This is a genomic window from Pseudanabaena yagii GIHE-NHR1 (assembly GCF_012863495.1).
Classification (GTDB): domain Bacteria; phylum Cyanobacteriota; class Cyanobacteriia; order Pseudanabaenales; family Pseudanabaenaceae; genus Pseudanabaena; species Pseudanabaena yagii.
The window spans coordinates 1,399,074-1,422,185 of record NZ_JAAVJL010000001.1 but is presented as its reverse complement, the minus strand read 5'-3'; the positions used below and the strand labels follow the sequence as shown (position 1 = coordinate 1,422,185).

Here is a 23,112-nt window from a genome sequence, read left to right as displayed (position 1 = left end):
AACCAAAAGAAACTTTTTAAAAGCGTTGCCTTGCAACGCTTTTAAAAAGTTTCTTGGTTCGGGTTTGAGCGCAAAGCGCTGTATTAGTAAACCTGAAGCCATTCATGAACTTCATAGTCTGTCCAAATCCCATTTTGCCAATAGGGATCGGCTTCTACGAGTTGCTTTGCGGAATCTAAGTCAGGAGCCGCATATACGGCAAATACTTTAGTGACATCTTGAGTTGGTCCAATGGTTAATAACTTCCCTGATTCGTACAGAGCTTTCAGATTATCCAGATGTGCTTGGCGAAAGGGAGCGCGTTTTTCGAGGACATTTTCGCAATAGCTGCCCCACACGACAAATTTCTTTAATTCGGTACTCAATTTCCTAAAAATCCCAAAAAATAAATTAAATAATCAAAAAGACTGCTCAGCAGTCTTTTTGATTATTTAATTTTAGTTGAAAAACAAGCGATCGATGATCAAAGCGACGGCTGTGGCGAAAGCTGTTACCCCGATCGCTACAAAAACATTTTGACCTTGACTCACACTAAAGCAAGCAACTGCGCCTGCACCCAAACCTGCTGTAACTGCGGCAACTACAGGATCTTTAGTTGATTTATTGTACATTTTATAAAATACCGACCGTTGAAATTTTTTTTAATAATGGTTAGCCTACAGCAGTCAACAAAATCCGTTGAGGGTTCTCAATAATTCTTCATTCTAGGATAATTTTCCAACCATGAAAAAAGCGATCGCAGTTTTGGCGATCGCTTTAAATTACGAAGTCAATTCTTTGCAAAGCTCATAGAAAAGCATTCTAACTACTTTGAACAGGATTCTGATGATTTTCTGCTTTCCAGAGATCTTAGATTCTTTTAAACCCTTGAGTGTCCAACCATCCCCGCGAACCTCATTTAGTTTTTTACCTAGCCATGATGTTTCGCGACGGGCTGGTAACACGCTGGTAAGTGTCCAAGCATAGAGACTAGCTCTAGTGACCTCGGAACCTCCTAGAGCTTTAATCCGCTTATCACCTGATTGTTTTTCAGTGTATCCAAGTCCTAGGAATAGCTGAAAACTTCTGAGCGATCGGTGACGTTTCTGGGATGTTGGCACGCCCTGTTTATTGATGCCATCCTCGTAATCTACCCATGGCTTACCGTCGAGTAGGAAGCGCTCAAACGGGTAGCACTGACAAAGTAGCAAGGCTTGGTTACGCAGTCCAAAGCCAAACTTTTTAAAGACTTTGATGTATGGTGCAAACTCATCGGATTGCATGAGTAGAGCAAGGTCACGCTCTTTTTTATCGAGTTGTTTTGCAGTTCGCAGATCTTCTTAGCGTGTTCTTTGGTGTATTCACTAATCTCGATACCAATGGCACGGGCGGCGCTTTTTTCGTGAAGTTTCTTGATGACGCTATATTCTCTGATTCCTGCTACATATCCCCATATTGGCTCATAGCCTAATTTTGGATTGAGTTTAGACTGTCTCTGTGCAATTTCTGGAAACTCCATAGTCAATCGTTGACGGCATTGATTAATTAATGAATTGAGAAGTTTATCAAGCTGTTCACATTCAAAGAACCAGTCGCGGACAAGTGCGACTTTTCCTGTCTCAAATTCTAGGTATCGCTTTTTCCCGTGGACATCGACAAAGCGATCGTCAAAGTAAGTCAGTGCTAAGCAATAAGCATCTTCAGGGTCAGTTTTGTTCTTGAAACCATACGCGCCCCGTTGATTTGCTAAGTCACCATGTCCAATCCAATAGATTGGGATTTTGTGAAATTCGGCAAGGTGTTTCCAGAAATTGCTGTACCAAATACCTGTAGGTTCCATGACCACGCCATCAGGTTTTAGATCAAGTAATCTCTGTACTCCAATAGAATCAGCTTGACATTTGATAATGTCTTTTTTGATATTTTGGAAATGCTTAAGCGGTTGATCTGGATATCCAGTCAACAAACAAGCTGTGACGTTGTTTCTGCCAACGTCCAAACCGATGATATTCATGATGTCGCGAGTGATTATGTTTGTTAGACCTAGGAATCACCCATAAGCGCTTATGGCTTCATTCATTCTGTAGGTAGATAGAGAGTCGGTTTGAGAAGAATTGAAGCTCTAAGGCTTTATTCACCCTATAAACCGTCTCTCTATGCCGAGTGCTTTGGACACACTCAGCAAGCGACGCGGAGTTTAAGCCGCGCCCGTTGCTGAGTCGTCTAGGCAAAGTCGTCTACATAGTCATCTGGAAAATGAGTTGGTATATCAGGCATCTGGAAATCATTACCAACACGAATCAAGACACCACTACCTAGAAAGTCTTCAACAGATAGCTCGTTTTCATCAGAATCGATTAGATCGTCAAACTCTTCTGATGTCATACAGGTTGTCCAACCCATCTCAAGAGTTTTAACAACATCAGGGAACATAATCCGATAGCGATCGCAAAATGCTTTGATAAACTTCCGTCCGAACTTTTCAAGGTTTTCAGGTATACCCAACGAGACGATCGCCGCCTGCATCATGCCCAAAATCATATAAGCCTCAAGTGGCTCAACCTCAAACAACAATTTTTCATCGGTGTTTAAGTCTTGCATAAGCCCTTTCACTGTCTCATTTGTGAGTTCTGGTGAAGGCTGATGAATCTCAAAACTCATAGTCGGTTTGAGTTCAATGAGATGCTTTAGGCGATCGCACATACCGAGATAAACATCGACTAACTCGCTCTCGGTAAATTGGCTAGCATCAATGAAATTGATCAAGGCACTAGAGCGATCGTTGATTAAAAATGGTTTGAACGGTTCGGACATCATGAAGCGTCATCTCCTTGAATAGTAGGTTTGAGGATTGAGAGAGTTGATGCATTTTGGAAAACAGTGCAGCATTGCTGCATCAGTGCAGATGCAAGCTGCATTTTTTGCGCCATCGGTAAGCGCTCGATCCATGCTTCAGTATTAGCGGGCATAGGGTGAGTACGGGAACTCCAATAACGTCCGATTGGGTGCATGATGGGTTGACCTTTTAGCATTTTGGTTTTCTAAATCGTTTGGATTGGGGACAGGTTGAAAAGTGTGGTGACTTATCGGTGTTCAGTGGTATCCACTTCCCCGCTTCAGTTTTTGCCCAGAAAATCCGAGCTTTGCAACCAGCACAAAACGAACCTTGAGAGTTAGGCGGTATTTCGTAAGGCATATAGGTTTTAGATATTGGTACAAAATTTCCCATACCTACGCGATCGCCTACCGATATTTGGGAGTCTCTAGCCCGATGGTATGTATGGGAAAATATCAATCAATCAGTTTTCACAGAGACAGCGCCCGATCATCTAAGCGATTTGGTGCTGTCTTTGTTTTGTTTCTTCAATGTAAAGCACGTTTTCCATACTGTCAAGCGTGTTTGACTTATTGTAAAATGGGTTTATTATAAAATGACTAATCTAGAATCCCCCCTTATGAGACTTAGAACACTTAGAAGATGCTCACAGCAGGAATTAGCTAAGGCTATCGGAGTTAGTCGTCAAACAATAAGTAACTGGGAAAACGGGAGAGAAGAGCCAAAACTCAAGTTATCTCAGTACAAAGCACTGTGTTTAGCTCTAGGACTAGACTCTATAAACCAGCTACCTGATAGCTTTGCGCCACAACCAATTAATAGCAGTCTTGAACAAACCCCGAATTAAGCGATCGCCAAAACTAGCGGCGCAACGCGCCGCCATAGAAAAGTATGGAAGCCTTACAGCTAGACCTTTTGGAATTGCAGATTAATGATGGGGAATATGCCGATCAATTTGAGATAGGCGATCGCGTGGTAGATAACAGCCCCCCACATCCCCATGCAAAGCCCAAAGGATTTGGGCAAGTTATGAAGATCGAAGGCGGCTTTATTTATGTCCGATGGGACAATAATCCTGCATGGCATAAATACGGGAAATTATTTATTAATCAGGATAAGTGGTTAGCAAAAGTTGTCATCGAGGTAGATGTTTCTGGGATATTTGACGGTATGGCAGATATCCCAGAAACAGAGTTAAACCCTAGAAAACACGGGACAATCGAGACTTATCAAGTCCAAGGACGCAACGGGAAATTTTACAAATATCAGCGATATGTCTACCTCGATGCCAAGGGAATTTACCGACATCACCACATACCCCAAAAGCAAACCGAGAAAATTACAGCCATGTGGACCGGGGGGAAAAGTGCCAAAGAAATATGTGTGGCGATCGGCAAAAAGTATCTAGGCAAAGATAGCGCCTAAAGCCTCCTTCAATTTCGCGGGATTTTTGCCGATGTACTTTTGCAGCACAGAGATCGACTTATGACCTGTAATTTGTTGGATTGCGTGAATATCCATACCAGACTCATAGAGCTTGGTGATGAATGATCGGCGCAGACTATGCCCAGAAATACCACGATGCTCAAGCCCCGCTCTTTCGACGGCAGCGCGTAACCACTTATCCGCAGCAGACCAAGTTATAGGCTGACCAGTTTTGATAGACGATGGAAACAACCAGAAGCGATCGCAACTTTTTGGGCGCTGTGCTGCCAGACCATCAGCCAAACGCTCATAACAAATCATTTGGCGCGTAGAGCGGGAACCATCAGGGGACGCTTTACGAATCGACGCGGGAAAAGTAATTTCTTGGAGTGGTTTGCAATGATCGTCATAAACATCACTAACCCGCAATTGAGCGATCGCACCGAAACGCTCACCCGTGTATCTGGCAATGGTGAAAAATAATTTATGCTCACGCGAGATAAGATGGCGAAAAATCCGATCCAATTCCCGATCATCTAAAATTTCAGCTTGACCATTGCGGCAATTTTTCCCCATTCAAACCTCTCACTTAAAGAATGAAATGATAAATAAGTGAGAGATAGAAGTTACCACCCACCCCTTACTATACCTATAAAGTCTCTCCCCGTATAGCAATCAGCCGTTTAGCTATCTTCTCATTTCTATCTATTTCCGCGAAATTGCGCCGCCGAGCTGCACAGGCAAAAATACAGCATGACTTGACAAGGTAAGTACAATGGCGCGGTGCAATTTAATTTCATTTAACGCCGCGAGGACATCCAAAAAATGGCAGGTAGTTTAGCAGATTTTAAATACACAGATAACAAAGGAAATTCATGGCTACTTAGACTTGATAAATCCAACTGTTTGACGACTGGAACGGGATTCACAGCTATTACATCATCAGATCTAGGCTTACCGTATTTACCCAGAAATATAGAGCCACGATATGTAATTGCTCATCATCCAACCAGACCAATTAAACGGGATATTATCTGCCAATCTGTTACCGCCCCATTATGGACAGGCTCACAAAGCACAATTCAGTTAAGAGATTACCAAGACGGAAGTATGCAGACTTTTACAATTGGTGAGCGAAAGGCTGAACGCGCCAAATATACCGCCAAGCTCATCGACACGTACCAAAACGATAGCCCCTAAATAACTATGGCAAGCGGAACCAGTAGATATAAATATAAGACCGATAAAGGCAATATTTTCTATGCTCGTACAGACGATAGCTCTGAACTAGCAAGCGTTAGAGGTGCAGCGCCAACAGGCACACCTACCGAAAATATTACTTTTGAATTTTCCAAAAATGCCAAGGCTGTTGGGTGCAAGCCTAGACATTGCATTTTAAATTTGAAGTCTACAGCAGCAAGCACAGGCTGTTTATTGCCACCTTCACAGACTACAAAGCGTGTAATCGTTCTCGATCCAGCAACCACACACCGCAGGCTCTGAGATAACTGTTAACGGTCGAGTATGGATTGTTGGCAGCGTCGTCAGCGAACAAATGCGTTAGGCATTGTCAAGTTTGTAAAAAGTAAGTAAATAAATTAGTAGACAGAGATAAAGCAAAATGGCTAGAGGCATTCAAAAACAAGATTTTGCCTATGAGGTTGAACTCAAAGATGGCAATGGTGTGTTAGGTATCGCCGCTTTAATGAAAGTAAGTTTGGATACTTACAATGTTGGGACATCGGCGGCAAAAATCAATGAGACGCAAAATGTTAGCGCTCCAAGGATTCCTGCACATATCAAACTCAATAAGAATAAAAATGAGTATGGGATTCATCCCCGTCATGTTGTTCTGGAATTGATTACAAATGGTACAAGTTCAGCGTGTTTTGGAACCAAACTAAAACGGCGTTTAGAAGTGCCAATTCTGACTCTTGAACAATTTCAGCAATTGCAAGAATACGACCCTTTAGGCGGTCTAGTTCAGCCATACACAACCATGACCATCAATCATAGTTGGGATGGCACAGCTAGCGCTGAATACAGAATCATCCAGAAAGTCAACGAAGTTAAGGTGTAGATATGCCCATTCAAGATTTAATAGCGATCGCAACATTTGCGATCGCTGTCTTGAGTGTTGTCTACGCCTTCGGTGAGCGTGACGCAAGACTAGCAGCACTGGAAAAAGATACTAATAATTTAGGTAAAAAGTTGGAAACAGAATTTGATTCTGTTTCTGATACACTTTCAGCCCACGATCATAGACTTGATGAGCTTTCTAAGTTCTATGTCAGAGTCGATGAGCGCGTTGCACAGCTCCAACGCAAAGTACTAGGCGAAGAGGAAACCGAACGCCTAAGAGGATTGTTAACCCAACCTATCCAGGAAAAGCATTACAGCACTATTGATGAACGTTGGTACTCAGAAAATTCTGGGATAGAGATGTAGTTTACTGATGTCACAGCTTGAAACACTCCAAGATATTTACTCTAAGATTGCAGATATTTATGATAAATTCTGCAATCTTGGTAGTGATGCTCAATCATCAGTTTTATACAATGTAACCATTTTAGATAACAGTTGGAATCCGCCATCAATACAGCTTGATAATCCAGATTCTCTACAAGAAATATCACAAGCTCAACAAGAAGTAAATGAAGCGATTAGCGCAACATTTACGGTTATTCAAAGCATTGAAAATGAGTATGTGCAAGCGTTAGGCGACAACAGTATTATTCCCTATCCTAACGGCGGTGCTTTAGTTTGGCTACCTAAGTTAATTGCTATTTTGGTTGGTTATAAAGCACCCGTTAAGTTCATTGCAAGCTTGATTATTGATTTCCTCAAAGAGATTCTTTTAGAAGAAATTAAAAAACGGCTAAATAGGAAAAAACAATATTTATACGGCACGATATCTTTAAGCGCTTCAGCGAGTTTTCAAATACCTTATGATGCCGAAAGCTTGGTAATTATTGCGGCTAATATTCCTGATTGGTACGGTAAAAGATTTAATAGCAGTGATAGCAATCTAGAGAAATACTACTCACTTTTAGGAACTCTTAGTACGGGATTTAAAACAGAAGGTTCCGATAATGTTTACTGGAATTCTGACAAGAAAGTTGAATATAAAAGTCAATGGTTTGATTTATCGGATTTATCAGGTGTTTATCGTCGCTACGGTTCTCTATACCTTAGCAATCAAGTTACCGCGACAGTCAAATTTATGAGGTCAATATGACTTGTCAGTGTGGCTCTCAGAAACAAAGCGGGGCTGTAGATTTTATTAATCCCGTTGATATAGGTGTGCTTTGCGCTCTCTTTGGATTAGAGGGTAATCTGTGTCGATTGTTGGATGTAGTTCCAGCCGCTATTAAAAAAGTAGCTTCACTTAATCCTGATTTACAAAATGCTGATCAGGTGTTTGGCGATATTCTCAAAAAGGTTGCTAAAAAGGGTTTTGAAATCGTTATCGATGAAATAACGGGGCAAATTGATGTTAGTCAGTTTTGCGCCAAAAACCCGCCCCCTTTGCCTGATGACATCACTTATCAGGATGTGTTTCAGTTCATAGCGGAATTAGTTCCCATTCTCAATTACTTTTTTACTGCAAATGATATTTTGCAGGGAAATTCAACAAAAATCCTAGATAAAATTGTTGGGTTTTGGCTTTATCAAAAGTGGTATGAGAACTGCGAATGCTCACCATGTCCCCCCGATACTCCACCTCCGCCACCCTCGCCGCCTAAGCTGTTTGATAAATGCCCCGCAGGTTATACCAGAGAAAGAGCTGCTAATGATTTCGGAATTATCAAAAAGAATTACTTGGGGCAGGTGATTCTATATAACAACGTCTTTGTTTTTGAAACTGAGTTTGTCGTCACGGAACTTAATGGGACTAAGTTTGTAACACCACCAATAGCGGGATATGCTGACGGTCAGGGTTTTTGGACTAATTCGCCATCCGTCGAAATAATAAAAGAAACTGATACAACCGATTCATATAACACAGTCAACGGGGTAAGAGTTCAGAAGGGTACACTACCCTCCTATTTCATTCCCCCTTGCACTCCAATCCCCCCTCCTCCTCCTCCTCCTGAGTTTTGCTCTCTTTTTCCTGATGATCCGCTTTGTCCTCATTACGGATGTACCGATCCTTTAGCAACTAATTACAACCCTAACGCGAATATTAATGACGGGAGTTGTATTTACCCTGTCTATGGGTGTACTAATCCAAATGCGACTAATTACAACCCTGATGCAACCGTTGATGATGGTAGCTGTAGTTTTGATTGTCAGTCTATTGATGTATCTGTGGTTGAGTTTACGGGGTGTGGTAGCGATCGCTCATCCAAATCTGTACAGCTTTTCGATTCAGGCGGTTTGGTTGATGTATCTGTGGTTGAATTTGGCGGGTGTGGTAGCGATCGCTCTTTCAAATCTGTGCAGCTTTATGATTGCAGTCCATCAACAGATTTCTATGGTTGTACCGATCCAAACGCTCTAAATTACAACCCTCTTGCAACTATTGATGATGGTAGCTGTGCATATTCCTTTGACTGTACGACTTATCAAGAGCAGTACACCACTTGGGGAACCAATGATGCAACCTACTTTAAATCTGTTGGTTGGAATCTAGAAACAGCATTACAAGATAAATTAGCTGAATTGGCATCATCACAGGATTATCTAAATCACCCTGAATGTGCTGGAAACTTTAACCAGTGGTATACAGATGCTTTTAATACTGTTGTCAATGCCCCCTAGTCCTTTTTGGGGATTCACCCTAATGCAGGCACACCCCTCTGGGGTATGCCTCCACAAACCCAAAATCTACAAATGATTTAAGGCTGCTATAGCAATCGTGATTTCTACTACAAGTTCTTTCTCAAATGGGAACATTTCCCATCACTTTTTAAGATTGCTATATGATGCATTTATAGCTGACTAAAATAAATGCCAATGAGTAATATTTTAAGGCGTAGTGAAGTATTAAGAATCATTGATGAACATAAGGAAGAGTTGCAAAAACTGGGTGTGCGATCGCTTGATTTATTTGGCTCTGTTGCAAGGGATGAGGCGCATTTAGGTAGCGATGTCGATGTCTTAGTAGATTTATCGCGTCCAACTGGGCTTTTTGGATTCATCAAAATCAAGCTTTATCTTGAAGATATTCTGCACTGTGATGTTGACTTAGGTACTATAGATTCCCTGCGAGAGCATTTACGTGAACCAGTTTTAAAGGAGATTTTTCATGCCTTCTAGAGAGTGGCAATTACGAGTTCAAGATATTTTAAACTCAGCGATCGCAATCCAAAATCGTACCCAAGGTTATACCTACGAGCAATTTTGTGATGATGAAACAGTTAACAAAGCTACACTCTATGACTTTGTGATTATTGGCGAAGCTGCTATTTATATTCCATCAACATTAAAAGAAAAGTATCCTGATATTCCGTGGAGAATGATGGCTGATATGCGTAATGTAATGGCTCATGAATACTTTCAAATTAGATTAAGAACTGTTTGGGAAGGCGTAGAAATGGACATTCCTCTTTTGATTGAACAATTAAACGAGCTAATTAAGCATGAAAATTTGTAATAGTAATTTGGCGATCGCAATCCTAAAAAGCTTTAAAGTGCTGTGTAATAATTGTGATGAAAAATGTATGATAAATGACTAGAGTTTTACAAAATCTATGTCTGAAAATGCTAGTTACGGGATGATTACGATCGCAGTTGAACCATACGAGGAAGAAGCTCAATCTGCGGAAACTTCGGTGGTTAATCCAAGGGGGTGGGGCAAAGAAGCTCAGTCAAATAAAAACTTGGTTAAGCATGAAAAGACTTTGAGTGTTGAAGAACTCGAAGCGAAGATGTCAGGATTTTTGCAGATGGTGGGACGGGTTTTTAGCAGTGCGGAAAAGGAAGCCAAAAAGACATCGGGAATGTGTTTGGATGAGATCGAGCTATCTGTGGAGATCGGTGCTGAGGGAGAAATCCGTTTAATCGGTAGTGGTGCTAAGGCTCGCGGCAAGAGTGCGATCAAGCTCAAGTTTAAGCGCGAGAAGGGAGCGTAAGGTTTGTGGCGAATTGGGCGATCGCGATCGGGGTGAATCAATATGAGTTTTTGCATCCTTTGAAGTATGCGAAAAATGATGCTCTGCATATTTGTCAGTTTTTAGAAAATGAGGCAAAGTTTGATCACATTTTCTATTTTTCCGATGATTCACCCGATTTGGATGGCAAGACAACCAAGCCTTTTCGCAACAATTTGCTAAAGGTATTTAAGGAGCTTTTTGCTCAGCCATTTCTCCATGAAAGTGACAATTTTTGGTTCTTTTTTGCGGGACATGGCATTTTAGAAGATGGGATCGATTATCTGATGCCGAGTGATGGCGATCCTGACAATGTTGCGAATACAGGGATTGCGGTTAATCAAGTAATCCAAAATCTGCGCGGCAGTGGGGCGGGAAATGTCATTTTGGCACTAGATGCCTGTCGCAATCAGGTGCGGCGAAATGGGACTACGCGATCGGGTGAAGGTATTGGTCGTGAAACTGAGCGAGAAGCCAAAATTGCGGATGTGATTAGTATTGCGGCTTGCAGTCCGTCGGAGTATTCCTATGAGGTGGATGAACTGCAACATGGGGCGTTTACCTATGCTTTGGTGGAGGGTTTGGGTGTGCAGGGGCGTTGTGCAACGGCGACGAAGTTGAATAGTTATCTGAAGTATCGTGTTCCTGAGTTGGCAAAGACTAGGCAAACTCCGCGCATGATGCTCGATCCTCAAGAAAAGGGTCATTTGATTTTGATGCCGAAGTATGCGGATAAGTTCGATCTAGAACCGCTCAAGAAGGATGCTTTTAAGGCGCATCGTGACAAAAAGCTTGATATGGCAAGGCGTTTGTGGATGCAGGTTTTGGCGGTGGATGGGACGGATTATGAGGCGATTACTGAGATTGAAGGTTTGGCGGTGGAGCGTTATCTTGGCGGATCTCCACAAGTAATTCCTAATCCTGTTGCTGTTGGGACTAGAAATCGCAATGTAAGTAAATCGCCAGAATCCAATCCGTTAATTCTTGACCTTGGCAATGGGGTGGCGCTGGAATTAGTCAAGGTTCCCGCAGGAAAATTTATGATGGGGAGCGATGAGTATGACAATGAAGAGCCCATTCATGAGGTGCAGCTAAAGGAATTTCTGATTGGTAAATATGCGGTCACTAATGCCCAATGGCAATCGGTGATGAAAACTAAAGGCTCAACAAATTGCGACAAAAAGTTTCAACGGGATTTGCGGCCAGTTGTGGGGGTGTCTTGGCATGATGCTAGAGCATTCTGTAAGAAGTTATCCCAACAGATAGGAAGGGAGGTAAGACTGCCCACTGAGGCGGAATGGGAATATGCTGCGAGAGGTGCGAACCAGAGCAAGGGCTTTATCTATGCAGGTAGCAATAATCTAGATGAAGTAGCTTGGTATCGCGATAATAGCGGCAGTGTAACTCATCCAGTGGGGCAGAAAAAGGCTAATGAGCTTGGGATTTATGACATGAGTGGCAATGTCTGGGAATGGTGTTTAGACGAGTGGCACGATAGCTATACTGATAAACCAGAAAATCTCAAGAAACAGGGAAATCAAGCATGGGGCGATCTCAATATAGATAATAACGATAATCGTTCTCGTTTGCGGCGCGGCGGTTCTTGGGTCATCGATGCGATCATTTGTCGGTCTTCCTATCGTAGCAGTAACGGCGCGCGTAATCAGCTTAACTATCTTGGTTTTCGTGTCGTCTTCGTTTCTTCCTCGTGAGTACTACCAATTGTCAGAATTGTTGGAAGGGATTCCATCGAGCGCACATGGTGGCAGTACAGGCTATCTCCAGTGGTGCGGGTAACTGCATCCAAATATAAAATGAGTCAGTTATTTTAGTAGGGAAACCGAAAGATTGGCTGACTCAAAATTATCTTTTTGTCATAATCCCCATGTAGGGGTTAAGCATTTGCGCCACAATTCCCAAACTCCTCACCAAAATCTCAATCCGCAAATGCTTAACCCTCTCCGCTTTCACCGATAAACTGTCCCTGCACGGAGGTTTTTCATTTTGCCGTAGGCAAAATGAAAAACCTCAATAATAAACTGTCCCTGCATTGTGAGATTTAGGGCAGAGCATTCCCAAATCAAGGGAATCTGAGAATTTATAAATCTGTGCGGGAATGCTCAGCCCCTACGAAATCTATCTCGATCCATAATTCTGACAAATGGGGATGATTGCTATAATCACCTTATCGCTCTGCTTAGGAAAACATCATGACTCAAGCGATCGCACCACCCAATCTCTCAGCCAATGCCCCAGAGGAAAAACTGCTGTGGACAAGTGCCGACCTCGAACTATTACCTGACAACGGCAACCGTTATGAAATTATTGAAGGAGAACTTTACGTGACGAGAGCGCCTCACTGGAAACATCAAACCACCTGTGGCAGATTTTTTACCGTCTTGGATATTTGGTCGCTCACTACGAAATTAGGCAAAACATCTTTGGGTGCAGGTGTAATCTTTGGCAATAAGGATGATGTTATTCCTGATGTAGTGTGGGTTAGCAAAGAAAAATATGAAGCTTTGATTGATCAATCTGGACATTTACTTGGTGCGCCTGATCTAGCGATTGAGGTGCTATCGGCGGGAACTGATAATGAAAAGCGCGATCGCGAAGTTAAGTTAAAGCTCTATTCATCACAGGGAGTTTTGGAATATTGGATCGCTGATTGGCGAGAAAAGAAACTCCAAATCTACCGTCGCGAAAATGGAGTTCTCAAATTAGCAATGACTCTATTTGTGACCGACACCCTCACTTCCCCATTATTACCAGAATTTTCTTGTCCCCTATCCCAGATTTTTGAATAAAATAAAAGAGCCGCGAAGCGACTCTTTTGCTTACGTTGAGACTGCGATCGCTACTTCACTTCTTGCAAATCCAACTTTTTCTCCACAGGTACAACCTTGGGCTGAAGTACAGGAGGATTAGCCAAATAATCGGCAAGTTGAGCTTCAATCTGTTCACGCACAATCGAGCGATATTCGAGGAAATGCTCACCCTGAGCGCAAACCGATAGATAGCTGGTGACCACGTTGGGATAACGCTTCATCAAGTCAAAGAGATTAATCCAGAATTGGAAACGGGTTTTGCGAACAAATCCTTGTCTCCAACAGAGAATTAGTAATGCTCTAATCGCAGTCCAATCAGTTTTCTTCTTCTGATCAGTTTTCTCACGCTTGATGCGCTTGTATGGCGACTCGCCCAAAATCAAGAAATGGCGGTAGGTGCGATTGAGAAAGACAAGGGGATCGTAAAGAGTCCAGAAGGCATGGACATATTCTGTTGCAATATCTTCCAATGGACGAGTGGGCATGAAGTTCATCAAAGTGGTTTGATGCCCATTGCTATTCTGGGTAATCATCCGACCTTCTTTATTCAGACGATGCCACAGACCTGTATCAGGCAAGGCTTGTAGCATACTGAAGAGCGCCGTAGGAACTGCCGTGAGTTCGACAAATTGGACAATGCGATCGCCTGCTCCTTTCTTCTCACCATCAAAGCCGATGATAAATCCTGCCATCACCCGAATCCCTGCTCTGGCGATATTGATCACCGATTCTGAAAGCGGATCGCGATTGTTTTGGAACTTCTTGGTGAGCGCAAGACTATCAGTGTCAGGGGTTTCAATCCCAAGGAATACGGAACCAAAGTTACATTCCACCATCATCTGCATCATTTCAGGATCTTGGGCAAGATCGACCGAGGCTTCGGTGGCAAAGGAGAAGGGATAATTGCGTTCCTTCATCCAAGGCTTTAGCTCTTGGAGCATCACCTTCACGTTGCGCTTATTGCCGATGAAGTTATCATCGACCATGAAAATGCTGCGTCTCCAACCAAGATCATAGAGACATTGCAATTCCGCCAGAATCTGAGCAGGAGTCTTAGTACGAGGCTTACGTCCATAGAGAACGATGATGTCGCAAAATTCGCATTGGAAGGGGCAACCACGGGAGAACTGTACCGACATTTCCGCATAACGGTTCATTTCTAGCAAGTCAAACCGAGGAATCGGCGTATCTGTCACCGCAGGCTTTTCACCATTGGCTCGCAAAATACCACTGCGCTCGCCTCTTTCGATCGCCTCCACAAACATCGGTAACGTAATTTCCCCCTCATCGAGAATCAAGAAATCTGCCCCCGAAACCTTCGCTTCTTCAGGTAAAGCGGTAGGATAGGGACCTCCCACAGCAACTAATTTACCGCGCTTTTTCGCCTCTTGAATTTGCGCGAGAAAGTCATCTTTCTGCACGATCATCGCTGAGAGAATTACCACTTCCGCCCATTCCCATTCGGCTTCAGTGATATCGCGCACATTGCGATCGACGAGTTTAAATTCCCAAGTCTGGGGCAAGATCGCGGCAACCGTGACCATGCCAAGGGGTGGAAGCTGAGCCTTATAACCAACTAATTCCAGTGTTTTCTCAAATGACCAGAAGCTTTTCGGAAATAACGGATAGACGAGTAAAACACGCATTATATTTTGGGGTTAATTGATAAAACAAAACCCTTCTCAATTCCTATGAATAAGACTTGCTCACTAACAAGAATTAAAAAGGGTTATTACAAAATAAAATCTTTTAATAGATAAAAGATTTCGCTACATAGACTAGCTTGCTAGATCTAATTCTCTGGCTGGAGTAGGACTTACAAGCTTTAGACGCTCTTCCTCTTGCCAATAGGCGGCTAATTGCCCTTCAATCTCTCGGCGGACAATATCGCGGTACTCCATGAAATGTTCATTGTGGGCGCAGACGATCAGGTAATGTTCCCATACCGCAGGATTGCGCTTGATCATGCTAAATAGATGATGCCAGAACTTCCAACGGGTATCGCGCTTGATGCCTTGCCGCCAGACGATAATGGCTAATGCCTTCAGGTCGGTAAGGGTGGGAAGTTTTGCTTCTACCTTAACCCTTGGTGCGCCAAGTTTTAGGAAATAGCTGTAAACGCGATCGAGGTAGGCATGTGGCTCATACAGCGCACAGAAGGCTTCCACATATTCGCGGGCAATTTCCTCGACGGGGCGCGTTGGCTCAAAATTCATCAAAGTGGTTTGATTCAAGTTGCCATTTTGACTGCGTAAACGTCCTTCTTTTTCGAGACGATGCCAGAGGGCTGTATGGGGTAATGCTTGCAACATTGCGAAGGTGGTGGTGGGGATGCCCGTGAGTTCGGCAAATCTCACAATGCGATCGCCTGCTCCTTTTTTCTCACCATCAAAGCCGATGATGAAGCCTGCCATAACGCGAATCCCTGTTTTGGTGATCGCTTCCACCGAATCCAATAGCGATGACCTTGTATTTTGAAACTTCTTGGTCATCTGCAAGCTATCTTCATCGGGGGTTTCAATCCCAAGGAATACAGCATCGAAATAGCATTCCACCATCAGATCCATGAGTTCCTGATCGGCGGCGAGATCGATTGAGGCTTCGGTATTGAAGCGGAAGGGATAGCCATGTTCTTTTTGCCATTCCTTCAGTTCGAGCAGGAGTAAGCGCACATTGCGTTTATTGCCGATGAAGTTGTCATCGACCATAAATACACCCCGTCGCCAGCCAAGGCTATATAAATAGTCGAGTTCGGCTAATAACTGAGCAGGACTCTTGGTGCGCGGCTTGCGTCCGTACAAAACGATGATGTCGCAAAATTCGCATTGGAAGGGGCAACCACGGGAGAACTGCACCGACATCGAGTCGTAGGCATCAAATTCTAAGAGGTCAAAGCGGGGCACGGGCGTAGTAGTGACATCGGGCTTTTCATTGGTGCGGAAAATGCCACTGGGTTCACCCTTAGCGATCGCCTCGACAAACATCGGTAAAGTAATTTCACCCTCATCCAAAATCAGGTAATCAACACCTGCGGCTTGAGGTTCTTCGGGCATTGAGGTGGGGTAAGGACCACCGCAGGCGACTTTTTTACCGCGTCTTTTTGCTTCTCTAATCAGGGATAACAGGTCATCTTTCTGCACGATCATTGCCGAGAGAATGACCATATCCGCCCATTGCCATTCCGCCTCCGTAATTGTGCGAACATTGCGATCGACCAATTTAAAATTCCATTCTTGGGGCAAGATCGCTGCAACAGTAATCAATCCTAGCGGAGGTAGTAGCACCTTGCGATTTACTAGCTCTAGGATTTTTTCGTAAGACCAAAATGTTTTTGGAAAAAGTGGGTAAACCAGTAGAACGTTCATACCTTTTGGGGTTTAAGTGGGCGGATATTCTTAATCATATCCCCCAGATCCTTCTCCCTCTCCTGCGGGAGAGGGATGGGGTGAGGGGATTTAGACAGCAGGGAAACCAGTACGGATATCTTCGATTACGCCATCGCGGAGGACAATTTCCACGCGCATCTGAGCAATCAAGTTATCGCCTTTGGCGGCTGGGAAGTAGCTATCAAGTTGTCCTTGAGACACTTCTTGTTCTAGTTCCAAATTTTGCACTTGGGTCAATTGGGTTAGCAATTGATTCTTTTGTTCTAATAATTCGGCTTTAACGCGATTCATTTCTGCACGAATGCCTTCAAGAGCATTGGATACTTCCGCAGAAAATGGCTTGATACTTTGGCGCTCAATTTCATTGATTTGGCGAGAGCCTTGGGCATCAACTTGCTGTACTTGGGCATCGATTTGAGCAATTTGTTGTTGCAGTTGTTGCTGCATTTCCTCTTTCCAGCGTTGCGTCACAATCACTTGAATATTTGCAGTGCGACGTAATAAAAGCTGATTAGAAAAATCGAAACTCACAGTTATCTCCAGTTGGCTAATAATTTATGTTGATGTGAAAGTGGCAAAGCCACTTTCACATCATGAGGTAAACATTTTGACAATAATATCTTGATAACGCTCAAATACGATGTTACGTCGGATTTTGAATGTCTGCGTGAGGAACCCATTTTCGATTGTAAAGGGTTCAGGCAAGAACTCAAAAACACCAATGCGATCGTTAATGCTGTAGCCGGGGCGGTTTTGCACTTCACGATTCAGTTCTTCGCGATAAAGATTACGAATTTTAGGCTGATTCAACTCTGGCAAAACGCTTGCTAATGTTGAATCAGGCGGAATTAAACCCGCAGCTTCTAGTGCTGATAGGTTAGGAACGATTAAAACACCCAATTGTTTCTGGTCTTGCCCCACTAGGACGACCTGATCAATATAAGGACTGCGAATACAGGCATCTTCAATGGGCTGAGGTTCAATATTCTCGCCATTAGTCAAAACGATCGTATCTTTGGCACGACCTGTAATTACTAAGTCATCCCACTTGCTGACATAGCCTAAATCGCCTGTATCAAACCAACCCTCTGGATCGATCGCTTTAGCTGTCGCTTCAGGATTTTTGTAGTAGCCCTGCATCACTTGGGGACCACGAATGAGGACTAATCCCTGATGACCAATTGGCACATCGGCTCTGGTAGACATATCGACGATGCGGGTTTCGGTCTGGGGCAAGGGCTGTCCATCTCCACCACGAATATTGCGATGTGGACGACGTACATGGGTAATTGGTGAGGTTTCGGTTAAGCCATATCCCCCCAAAATTTCGATGCCGACAATTTCATAGAAGTCTTCGAGGTGTTCAGCGATCGAGCCGCCACCACTAACGATGTATTTGAAGTTGCCACCCGTTGCTTCGCGTACTTTTTGGTAAACCAATTTATGACCAAGTTTATGAACTGCCCATAGTCCCAAAACTACCAGTGATGCTTTAAATTTGTCACCTAGAGAAGGATAGAGATTTTCAACATTCAATCCTTGGACAACCCGCTTGGCAGTGATGTATTTTTGGCTAGTTGTGAGGAAAAATTTGACTAAGCGCTGTTTGCTCTCAGGCTGATCACGGAAGTTTTTCTGCACACCTTCATAGATTGATTCCCACAGGCGTGGCACAGCGACCATGTAATGAGGTTTATGTTCTTTTAAATCCTTTTTGATGGTGCGGAGATTGGTGTAAATCTGCGTGCAACCTTGGGAAAAGATGAAATATTCAAAGGTGCGCTCGTAGGAATGCCATGTGGGAAGAATACTGAGAACTTTTTCGTTAACTTGCAGTTTTAAAACTGACTGCGCCCCTTCCACTTCGTAGAGGAAATTGCCGTGGGTGAGCATGACCCCCTTCGGTCTGGCAGTTGTCCCAGAAGTGTAGATCAGCGTTGCAAGGGTATCGCGTTTGATAGTTGGATTACCTAAATCCTTGCTGCTACCTTTATCTAATAATTGCTGAAAGTTATAGGCTCCTTCGGGTGGCGTTTCGTCTGACAGCAAAATAATTTGTTTGACTGGCAGGCTATGCAATTCTGGTTCGAGCTTTTTGAGGGTCGCCAGATTTTCGACCACGATCGCGACGCTATCACTATGCTCGATGATGTAGAGCAGTTCACTCCGCTCGGCTTGCGAACTTCGCGTAGCATTGGCTGCCCCGATCGCTAAAATCCCCTGATCGGCAATTAACCACCTTGGTGAGTTATCGGCAATGAGTGCTACCTTGTCGCCAAAGTTCACACCCAGCGATCGCAAACCTGCCCCAAATTGATTAATTTGCTCAAAGGCATCTTTATAGGAAATTCGCACAGGTGGTTTAGCATGGGGATCGTAGAGTGCGATCGCATCAGGATGTGATTTAGCTCCTTGTTCCCATATTTGCCAGAGACTACTTAGTTGCTTTAATTGCAAAGTCTGAACGGAATTGGGCATAAAAGTCAGGGTTTTACTAATTTTTAATTATTTGGGATTTCTAGAAATCATATTTAAAACTAAGCATTAATTTAAGGATTGCGTAATCCCTAAAAACATAGATTATTTATAATGGTTGCCATTTGCTGTTATGCAGGACGTTCCTTTACAGTGCGTGATGTACTGATCAAAGAACCACTGTTTCATAGATTTCTTTGAGCAATCCTTTTTGAGTGCGACCACTTTTAGTTTTGCCACCAATTACAAGTAGCCATAATTCCGTGAATTGCCATTTGTATATTGGCATAGGATGGGCAGTCAAATTCCGTAATTTGGCAACTTGATCGATTTTGCTGGCGGCTTTGCGATTAGAGCGCAACCATTGCGAAAGGGGATGTTGCCATTGTTCGAGAAATTCATTTACTAATTGGCGATCGCTGGAGGATATTTTCTGATCGTTAAACTTTTGGTAATACAGGCGATCGCGATCGTCACTAGATAAATACTCTTGATTTAAAACTTCTTCACGAAAAGTGTCCCATTCCTTCGCAATCAAATAGGGCAAACTCCCAATTGTATATTTGCCTCGATTTCTCAATGTCACTCCTGCAATTACAAATTCTTTTTGCTGCGAATATTGCTGACACATAAACCGATAAAAACTTTTAAAGAAGCTATGTACAATCTCGCGTTCAACCACACTAGCAATGTACAAGCACGAAGGCTTATAGTCAGAAAAGTTCTCCGTAAAAATATCTGACTCTACTAAATATTTATGCTTGTAGGCACTAAAAAGATCTTTTCGACTCGCCGTTTCTAGCTGATGCCAAGCATTTTTTCCTAGCCTTTTGAGTAATTTTGCCTCAATTTCTTGCTCATCATAGTTAAAGGCGGATGTAGTTTGTTGCTCAGATAAAGCTTTAATTTGATCGCGCAGATGGAGTATTTCTTCTCTTTCTGTATCTGACAAATCAGCCTTTTCTTTAAAGATCGATATCTCTGCATTTAGCAAGCGGATTTGCTCGTCTTTATCTTTGATTAACTTCTGTTTTTCCTCTAGGTCTAGTGCAGTAACTGCTGCCTTGACTAAGTTGTAGTAATTACTTTTTAAAATATCAACTTCTTGGGAGGTAGCACGACTCTTGCCCCGCAAAGCAATTTTTTGTCCCTGCTGCACTGCGAGAATTTCACCTTCAGGATTGCGGATTCTTAATTCTTTAATCTCGCCCTGATCGCTAGAAAGCGAAACCACACTACATTCATATTTACGCTGGCTATAGTAAAACTCCGCTTTCATATTGCGTTATTGCGATCGCTATTTTTAGCCGTAAAGGCATAAGTAGTACAGAGACATTTTTGCAAGTGTGGCTTAGCCGCACTTGCAAAAATGTCTCTGGTTTTTAATTCAGCGCAAAGAGCTGTAAGGTCTTGCTCAAACTTACTTGATAAAGGCGATCGCATGTTGCCAGATCACCACTTTATGTCCCGATGTGTCTAAACAAATACATTGATCATCAATCCAGCTAATTTTGCCGCGAAGTTGATCGCCTGTGAGGAGCTTGATTTCAACCTCATTTTTATCGCGAATGATGCTATGAATGCGGCGAATACTTGGTAGAGAGGTGTTGAGTCCGATTTTGGTTGCTGTTGGTGCGCTCATCGTCTTACCTGTGACAGTTTTACGAATATTATCATCAAACTAGATTTTATTTTTCAGCACCGTAGGTGCTGACAAGCAATTACTTTATTTGAACTTAGGAACTTGCTATTAATTAAAGTACCTGTGGCTTCGACTCCGCTCAGCCAACGTTAGCTGAGCGAAGTCGAAGCTAGATAACTTTGGTGGGACATTTTTTATCCGCAAGATCCTTACTAGATATTGTGTGAAGTCCACACAACAATACTTTCTAGATTTTATTTTTCAGCATCGTGGATGCTGAAAAATCATTACTTTATTTAAGCTTACGCATCGTGTGGGCTTTGCCTACACAACAATACTTGATGTTGCTAGATGGACATGGTGAAAAACAGTACTGCTATATAACTGGAAGCAGTTATCCCACAGGCTGGGTTTAGTTCGCTCAAGGATTACATGGGTTTCTTCGATCGCTTGTAAAAATTCTGGATAAACAATCGACATTTCGGCAAAATTTTGAAAATCACGAGCAGTTTTTGCCGTAGGCATTGTCCGATCAAGCCATTTGCTCAATTCGAGCCAACGCTCTTTGACCGTTGGGGCAATATGCTTAAGCGATCGCTCGACTGGCAATTGCAAACCTAAATCAAAGCGATACTGATTGTCATGAAATCGGATAATACCGCCGCGATCTCTAACTTTGCCATTGACCCGATAACTACGCAAATGTAAATCGCAAATTTGCACCCGATCTAAAATTTGCTCCTTGCGGGCGAGCTTGTGCTTCGCATTAACCACAACCACATCACCAAAGGTTGGCAAAATCCCCTCTACTTTGGTAATGACATCTTGGGGTGTAAAGGTAATTTCATCGACATTAGCGATCGCCTTAACTTGGTAATTGCCCTTTACCTGAAATTCATTAAAATATTCCACCTGATAGATCGGGATTTGGGAAATTGCCTCAATACTTAACCAAATTGCCGCAATCCCATAGGTTTGGAACTCCTCACCATAGGCTTGCATCTCTGCCAGCGTACCTATGCGAATAATTTTGGGATAGCGATTAGGGATTTTAAATCTTGCTGTGTAGGGATCGGTACGAAAGACTCTGGCAATTTTAGCGATCGCCCAGTCTTTTTGCTCAGGAGCTACTGGCAATAGAGCCAGATAGGCAAAACTAGAACCACCCGCAAGTTTGGCGATTTCATCCATCCGCCCTTGGCGAGCCTGCACCTCTGCCATCTCGATTGCGAGCAATCCTTGCCGAGCCTGTGTAATTAACTTTGCAGGTAACTGAGCCTTAAGCAGACGGCGAAAAATTTCCTCAGCTTCATTGGGCTTACCCATCGCATCATAGAGGCGACCCTGCAAAATCTGTAACTGTGGATCGTCAGGAGAATCTGACAGCAATTGCTGAAGCGTTGCTGAAGCGGCGGAGAATTGTTTATCAGCGAACTGACTCTCAAACGCAGCTACGAGATCTTGCATGAAGAAGTTTGTAGAGGTATCAAAATCATTGACAGGAACCTTTCTAGAATCGTAGACCTAAGCCAGTTTGCAAAGAAGTTGCGGATGTACCAGGGGAATTACGATAGGCATCAAAGGCGAAAATGACGTTACCAAATAATACAAGATTGCTATTGGGTAATGTGTAATCAATACCAGGCTGGATAACAAAACTATTTTTGTTGCCGACTGGGGTGGTATCAACGGTATTCGATAAGGCAACACCAGCGCCAATGTAAAGATCTGTATCAAAGTTTAGCGGCACGTCAAAGGAAACAGTCGGCACAACTGCGGTACTGCTACCAATCAAAATTTGGGTGCGGACTGACACAGGAAATTCAAGAAACTTATAACGAGCTGCAACTACACCAGATGTACGCGAACTTTCACCTGCCGCAGCATTACCACTGGTAAATCCAAAACTTGCACCTACACCGATGTAACTACCATAGGCAGGCTGAGCTTGGACGGAGGGGACAGCGATCGCTGATACACATCCTAATGTAGTTAAGCCGAGCAGTATCTTACTTAAGTTAGCTAGATTTTTCACAGATATCCTTTCCTTTTACTAAGAAACGATTTTATTTATCTTTAAGGAATAACCCCTTCAGGCAGACAGACTATCACAAGTTGGTTAAATCGGCGAAAATTTTTCTAACAAATACATACAATATGGGGCATATGGGGCGCGATTGTTGAACTGCTATAGCGAGCAGTCCAACAATCTTTAACGTCAGTTTGGGTTAAGCTAGGAAATTCTCAAAGCCCAAGAGTAAAAGCCTTGCTTAGCAAGGCTTTTACTCTTGGGCTTTGAGAGAGGGTTTGCAGGGAGATATACAATCACCCAAAAGCAGATATACAAACCATAGAGAAAGTTGTATATTAAGATGCTAACGAGTAATACTCGCAACAAGCAAAGACTTTTACATAGTACGCATCTATTGACCTATGGCAGAATTAG

At 43.1% G+C, this 23,112-nt stretch carries 28 protein-coding genes; 13 read left to right on the top strand and 15 right to left on the bottom strand.

Going from position 1 to position 23,112, the window contains the following annotated elements; genetic code table 11:
• Positions 1 to 83: 83 nt before the first annotated feature.
• The 6 genes from HC246_RS06715 to HC246_RS06690 form a co-directional block, all read right to left on the bottom strand.
• Positions 84 to 365: a YciI family protein gene (locus tag HC246_RS06715; RefSeq protein ID WP_169362711.1), complete on the bottom strand. Its 282-nt coding sequence runs from the start codon at positions 363 to 365 to the stop codon at positions 84 to 86.
• A 72-nt stretch (positions 366 to 437) separates the two neighbouring features.
• On the bottom strand, positions 438 to 611 hold the full coding sequence (locus HC246_RS06710; protein ID WP_169362710.1) for a hypothetical protein: 174 nt from the start codon (positions 609 to 611) through the stop codon (positions 438 to 440).
• Positions 612 to 761: 150 nt separating this feature from the next.
• Positions 762 to 1,100 carry a hypothetical protein gene (locus tag HC246_RS06705; protein WP_169362709.1) on the bottom strand — a complete coding sequence of 113 codons (339 nt, stop codon included), beginning with the start codon at positions 1,098 to 1,100 and terminating at the stop codon, positions 762 to 764.
• A 29-nt stretch (positions 1,101 to 1,129) separates the two neighbouring features.
• Complete coding sequence (locus HC246_RS06700) at positions 1,130 to 1,993, bottom strand: IS110 family transposase (RefSeq protein ID WP_169362708.1); 864 nt, start codon at positions 1,991 to 1,993, stop codon at positions 1,130 to 1,132.
• 209 nt (positions 1,994 to 2,202) lie between these two features.
• Positions 2,203 to 2,796: a hypothetical protein gene (locus tag HC246_RS06695; protein WP_169362707.1), complete on the bottom strand. Its 594-nt coding sequence runs from the start codon at positions 2,794 to 2,796 to the stop codon at positions 2,203 to 2,205.
• Positions 2,793 to 3,011, bottom strand: a complete 219-nt coding sequence (locus HC246_RS06690) for a hypothetical protein (protein ID WP_169362706.1) — start codon at positions 3,009 to 3,011, stop codon at positions 2,793 to 2,795. The genes HC246_RS06695 and HC246_RS06690 overlap by 4 nt, the downstream gene beginning before the upstream one ends.
• A gap of 399 nt (positions 3,012 to 3,410) precedes the next feature.
• Between HC246_RS06690 and HC246_RS06685 the strand changes: the two genes are divergently transcribed.
• Positions 3,411 to 3,662, top strand: a complete 252-nt coding sequence (locus HC246_RS06685; protein WP_169362705.1) for a helix-turn-helix transcriptional regulator — start codon at positions 3,411 to 3,413, stop codon at positions 3,660 to 3,662.
• A 44-nt stretch (positions 3,663 to 3,706) separates the two neighbouring features.
• Positions 3,707 to 4,240 (top strand): hypothetical protein, encoded by a 534-nt coding sequence (locus tag HC246_RS06680; protein ID WP_169362704.1) that lies wholly within the window; start codon positions 3,707 to 3,709, stop codon positions 4,238 to 4,240.
• Here HC246_RS06680 and HC246_RS06675 read toward each other — a convergent pair.
• Positions 4,220 to 4,816, bottom strand: coding sequence for a tyrosine-type recombinase/integrase (locus HC246_RS06675; RefSeq protein ID WP_169362703.1), 597 nt, complete (start codon positions 4,814 to 4,816; stop codon positions 4,220 to 4,222). The genes HC246_RS06680 and HC246_RS06675 overlap by 21 nt on opposite strands.
• A gap of 249 nt (positions 4,817 to 5,065) precedes the next feature.
• Here HC246_RS06675 and HC246_RS06670 point away from each other — a divergent pair, with 249 nt between their 5' ends.
• From HC246_RS06670 to HC246_RS06620, 11 genes are all read left to right on the top strand, one after another.
• Positions 5,066 to 5,440 carry a hypothetical protein gene (locus HC246_RS06670; RefSeq protein WP_169362702.1) on the top strand — a complete coding sequence of 125 codons (375 nt, stop codon included), beginning with the start codon at positions 5,066 to 5,068 and terminating at the stop codon, positions 5,438 to 5,440.
• Between the two features lie 6 nt (positions 5,441 to 5,446).
• The gene (locus HC246_RS06665; protein WP_169362701.1) at positions 5,447 to 5,743 is read left to right on the top strand and encodes a hypothetical protein; all 297 of its coding nucleotides are present in this window, start codon (positions 5,447 to 5,449) and stop codon (positions 5,741 to 5,743) included.
• 118 nt (positions 5,744 to 5,861) lie between these two features.
• Complete coding sequence (locus HC246_RS06660; protein WP_169362700.1) at positions 5,862 to 6,320, top strand: hypothetical protein; 459 nt, start codon at positions 5,862 to 5,864, stop codon at positions 6,318 to 6,320.
• 2 nt (positions 6,321 to 6,322) lie between these two features.
• The gene (locus tag HC246_RS06655; protein ID WP_169362699.1) at positions 6,323 to 6,688 is read left to right on the top strand and encodes a hypothetical protein; all 366 of its coding nucleotides are present in this window, start codon (positions 6,323 to 6,325) and stop codon (positions 6,686 to 6,688) included.
• A gap of 7 nt (positions 6,689 to 6,695) precedes the next feature.
• Positions 6,696 to 7,478 (top strand): hypothetical protein, encoded by a 783-nt coding sequence (locus HC246_RS06650; protein WP_169362698.1) that lies wholly within the window; start codon positions 6,696 to 6,698, stop codon positions 7,476 to 7,478.
• Positions 7,475 to 9,004 carry a hypothetical protein gene (locus HC246_RS06645; RefSeq protein ID WP_169362697.1) on the top strand — a complete coding sequence of 510 codons (1,530 nt, stop codon included), beginning with the start codon at positions 7,475 to 7,477 and terminating at the stop codon, positions 9,002 to 9,004. The genes HC246_RS06650 and HC246_RS06645 overlap by 4 nt, the downstream gene beginning before the upstream one ends.
• A gap of 195 nt (positions 9,005 to 9,199) precedes the next feature.
• Positions 9,200 to 9,502: a nucleotidyltransferase family protein gene (locus HC246_RS06640; protein WP_169362696.1), complete on the top strand. Its 303-nt coding sequence runs from the start codon at positions 9,200 to 9,202 to the stop codon at positions 9,500 to 9,502.
• Complete coding sequence (locus HC246_RS06635) at positions 9,492 to 9,839, top strand: HepT-like ribonuclease domain-containing protein (protein ID WP_169362695.1); 348 nt, start codon at positions 9,492 to 9,494, stop codon at positions 9,837 to 9,839. The genes HC246_RS06640 and HC246_RS06635 overlap by 11 nt, the downstream gene beginning before the upstream one ends.
• A 97-nt stretch (positions 9,840 to 9,936) precedes the next feature.
• Positions 9,937 to 10,317 (top strand): Pepco domain-containing protein, encoded by a 381-nt coding sequence (locus HC246_RS06630; protein WP_169362694.1) that lies wholly within the window; start codon positions 9,937 to 9,939, stop codon positions 10,315 to 10,317.
• A 5-nt stretch (positions 10,318 to 10,322) separates the two neighbouring features.
• Positions 10,323 to 12,047 carry an SUMF1/EgtB/PvdO family nonheme iron enzyme gene (locus HC246_RS26700; RefSeq protein WP_169362693.1) on the top strand — a complete coding sequence of 575 codons (1,725 nt, stop codon included), beginning with the start codon at positions 10,323 to 10,325 and terminating at the stop codon, positions 12,045 to 12,047.
• A gap of 498 nt (positions 12,048 to 12,545) precedes the next feature.
• A complete protein-coding gene (locus HC246_RS06620; protein WP_169362692.1) occupies positions 12,546 to 13,142 on the top strand; it encodes a Uma2 family endonuclease in 597 nt (198 codons plus the stop codon).
• 50 nt (positions 13,143 to 13,192) lie between these two features.
• On the opposite strand, the gene HC246_RS06615 is transcribed toward HC246_RS06620, so the two are convergent.
• The 8 genes from HC246_RS06615 to HC246_RS06580 all read right to left on the bottom strand — a co-directional run bounded on the left by HC246_RS06615 (position 13,193) and on the right by HC246_RS06580 (position 22,701).
• On the bottom strand, positions 13,193 to 14,809 hold the full coding sequence (locus HC246_RS06615; RefSeq protein ID WP_169362691.1) for a B12-binding domain-containing radical SAM protein: 1,617 nt from the start codon (positions 14,807 to 14,809) through the stop codon (positions 13,193 to 13,195).
• Positions 14,810 to 14,941: 132 nt separating this feature from the next.
• A complete protein-coding gene (locus HC246_RS06610) occupies positions 14,942 to 16,528 on the bottom strand; it encodes a B12-binding domain-containing radical SAM protein (protein WP_169362690.1) in 1,587 nt (528 codons plus the stop codon).
• Positions 16,529 to 16,618: 90 nt separating this feature from the next.
• Positions 16,619 to 17,080, bottom strand: a complete 462-nt coding sequence (locus HC246_RS06605; RefSeq protein WP_126384435.1) for a YlqD family protein — start codon at positions 17,078 to 17,080, stop codon at positions 16,619 to 16,621.
• Between the two features lie 60 nt (positions 17,081 to 17,140).
• On the bottom strand, positions 17,141 to 19,027 hold the full coding sequence (locus HC246_RS06600; RefSeq protein WP_169362689.1) for an AMP-dependent synthetase/ligase: 1,887 nt from the start codon (positions 19,025 to 19,027) through the stop codon (positions 17,141 to 17,143).
• Positions 19,028 to 19,193: 166 nt separating this feature from the next.
• Positions 19,194 to 20,303 (bottom strand): hypothetical protein, encoded by a 1,110-nt coding sequence (locus tag HC246_RS06595; protein ID WP_169362688.1) that lies wholly within the window; start codon positions 20,301 to 20,303, stop codon positions 19,194 to 19,196.
• Between the two features lie 141 nt (positions 20,304 to 20,444).
• Positions 20,445 to 20,666 (bottom strand): Hfq-related RNA-binding protein, encoded by a 222-nt coding sequence (locus HC246_RS06590; RefSeq protein ID WP_169362687.1) that lies wholly within the window; start codon positions 20,664 to 20,666, stop codon positions 20,445 to 20,447.
• A gap of 324 nt (positions 20,667 to 20,990) precedes the next feature.
• Positions 20,991 to 22,133: a tetratricopeptide repeat protein gene (locus HC246_RS06585; RefSeq protein ID WP_169362686.1), complete on the bottom strand. Its 1,143-nt coding sequence runs from the start codon at positions 22,131 to 22,133 to the stop codon at positions 20,991 to 20,993.
• Between the two features lie 43 nt (positions 22,134 to 22,176).
• Positions 22,177 to 22,701 (bottom strand): hypothetical protein, encoded by a 525-nt coding sequence (locus HC246_RS06580; RefSeq protein ID WP_169362685.1) that lies wholly within the window; start codon positions 22,699 to 22,701, stop codon positions 22,177 to 22,179.
• Positions 22,702 to 23,112 lie beyond the last annotated feature (411 nt).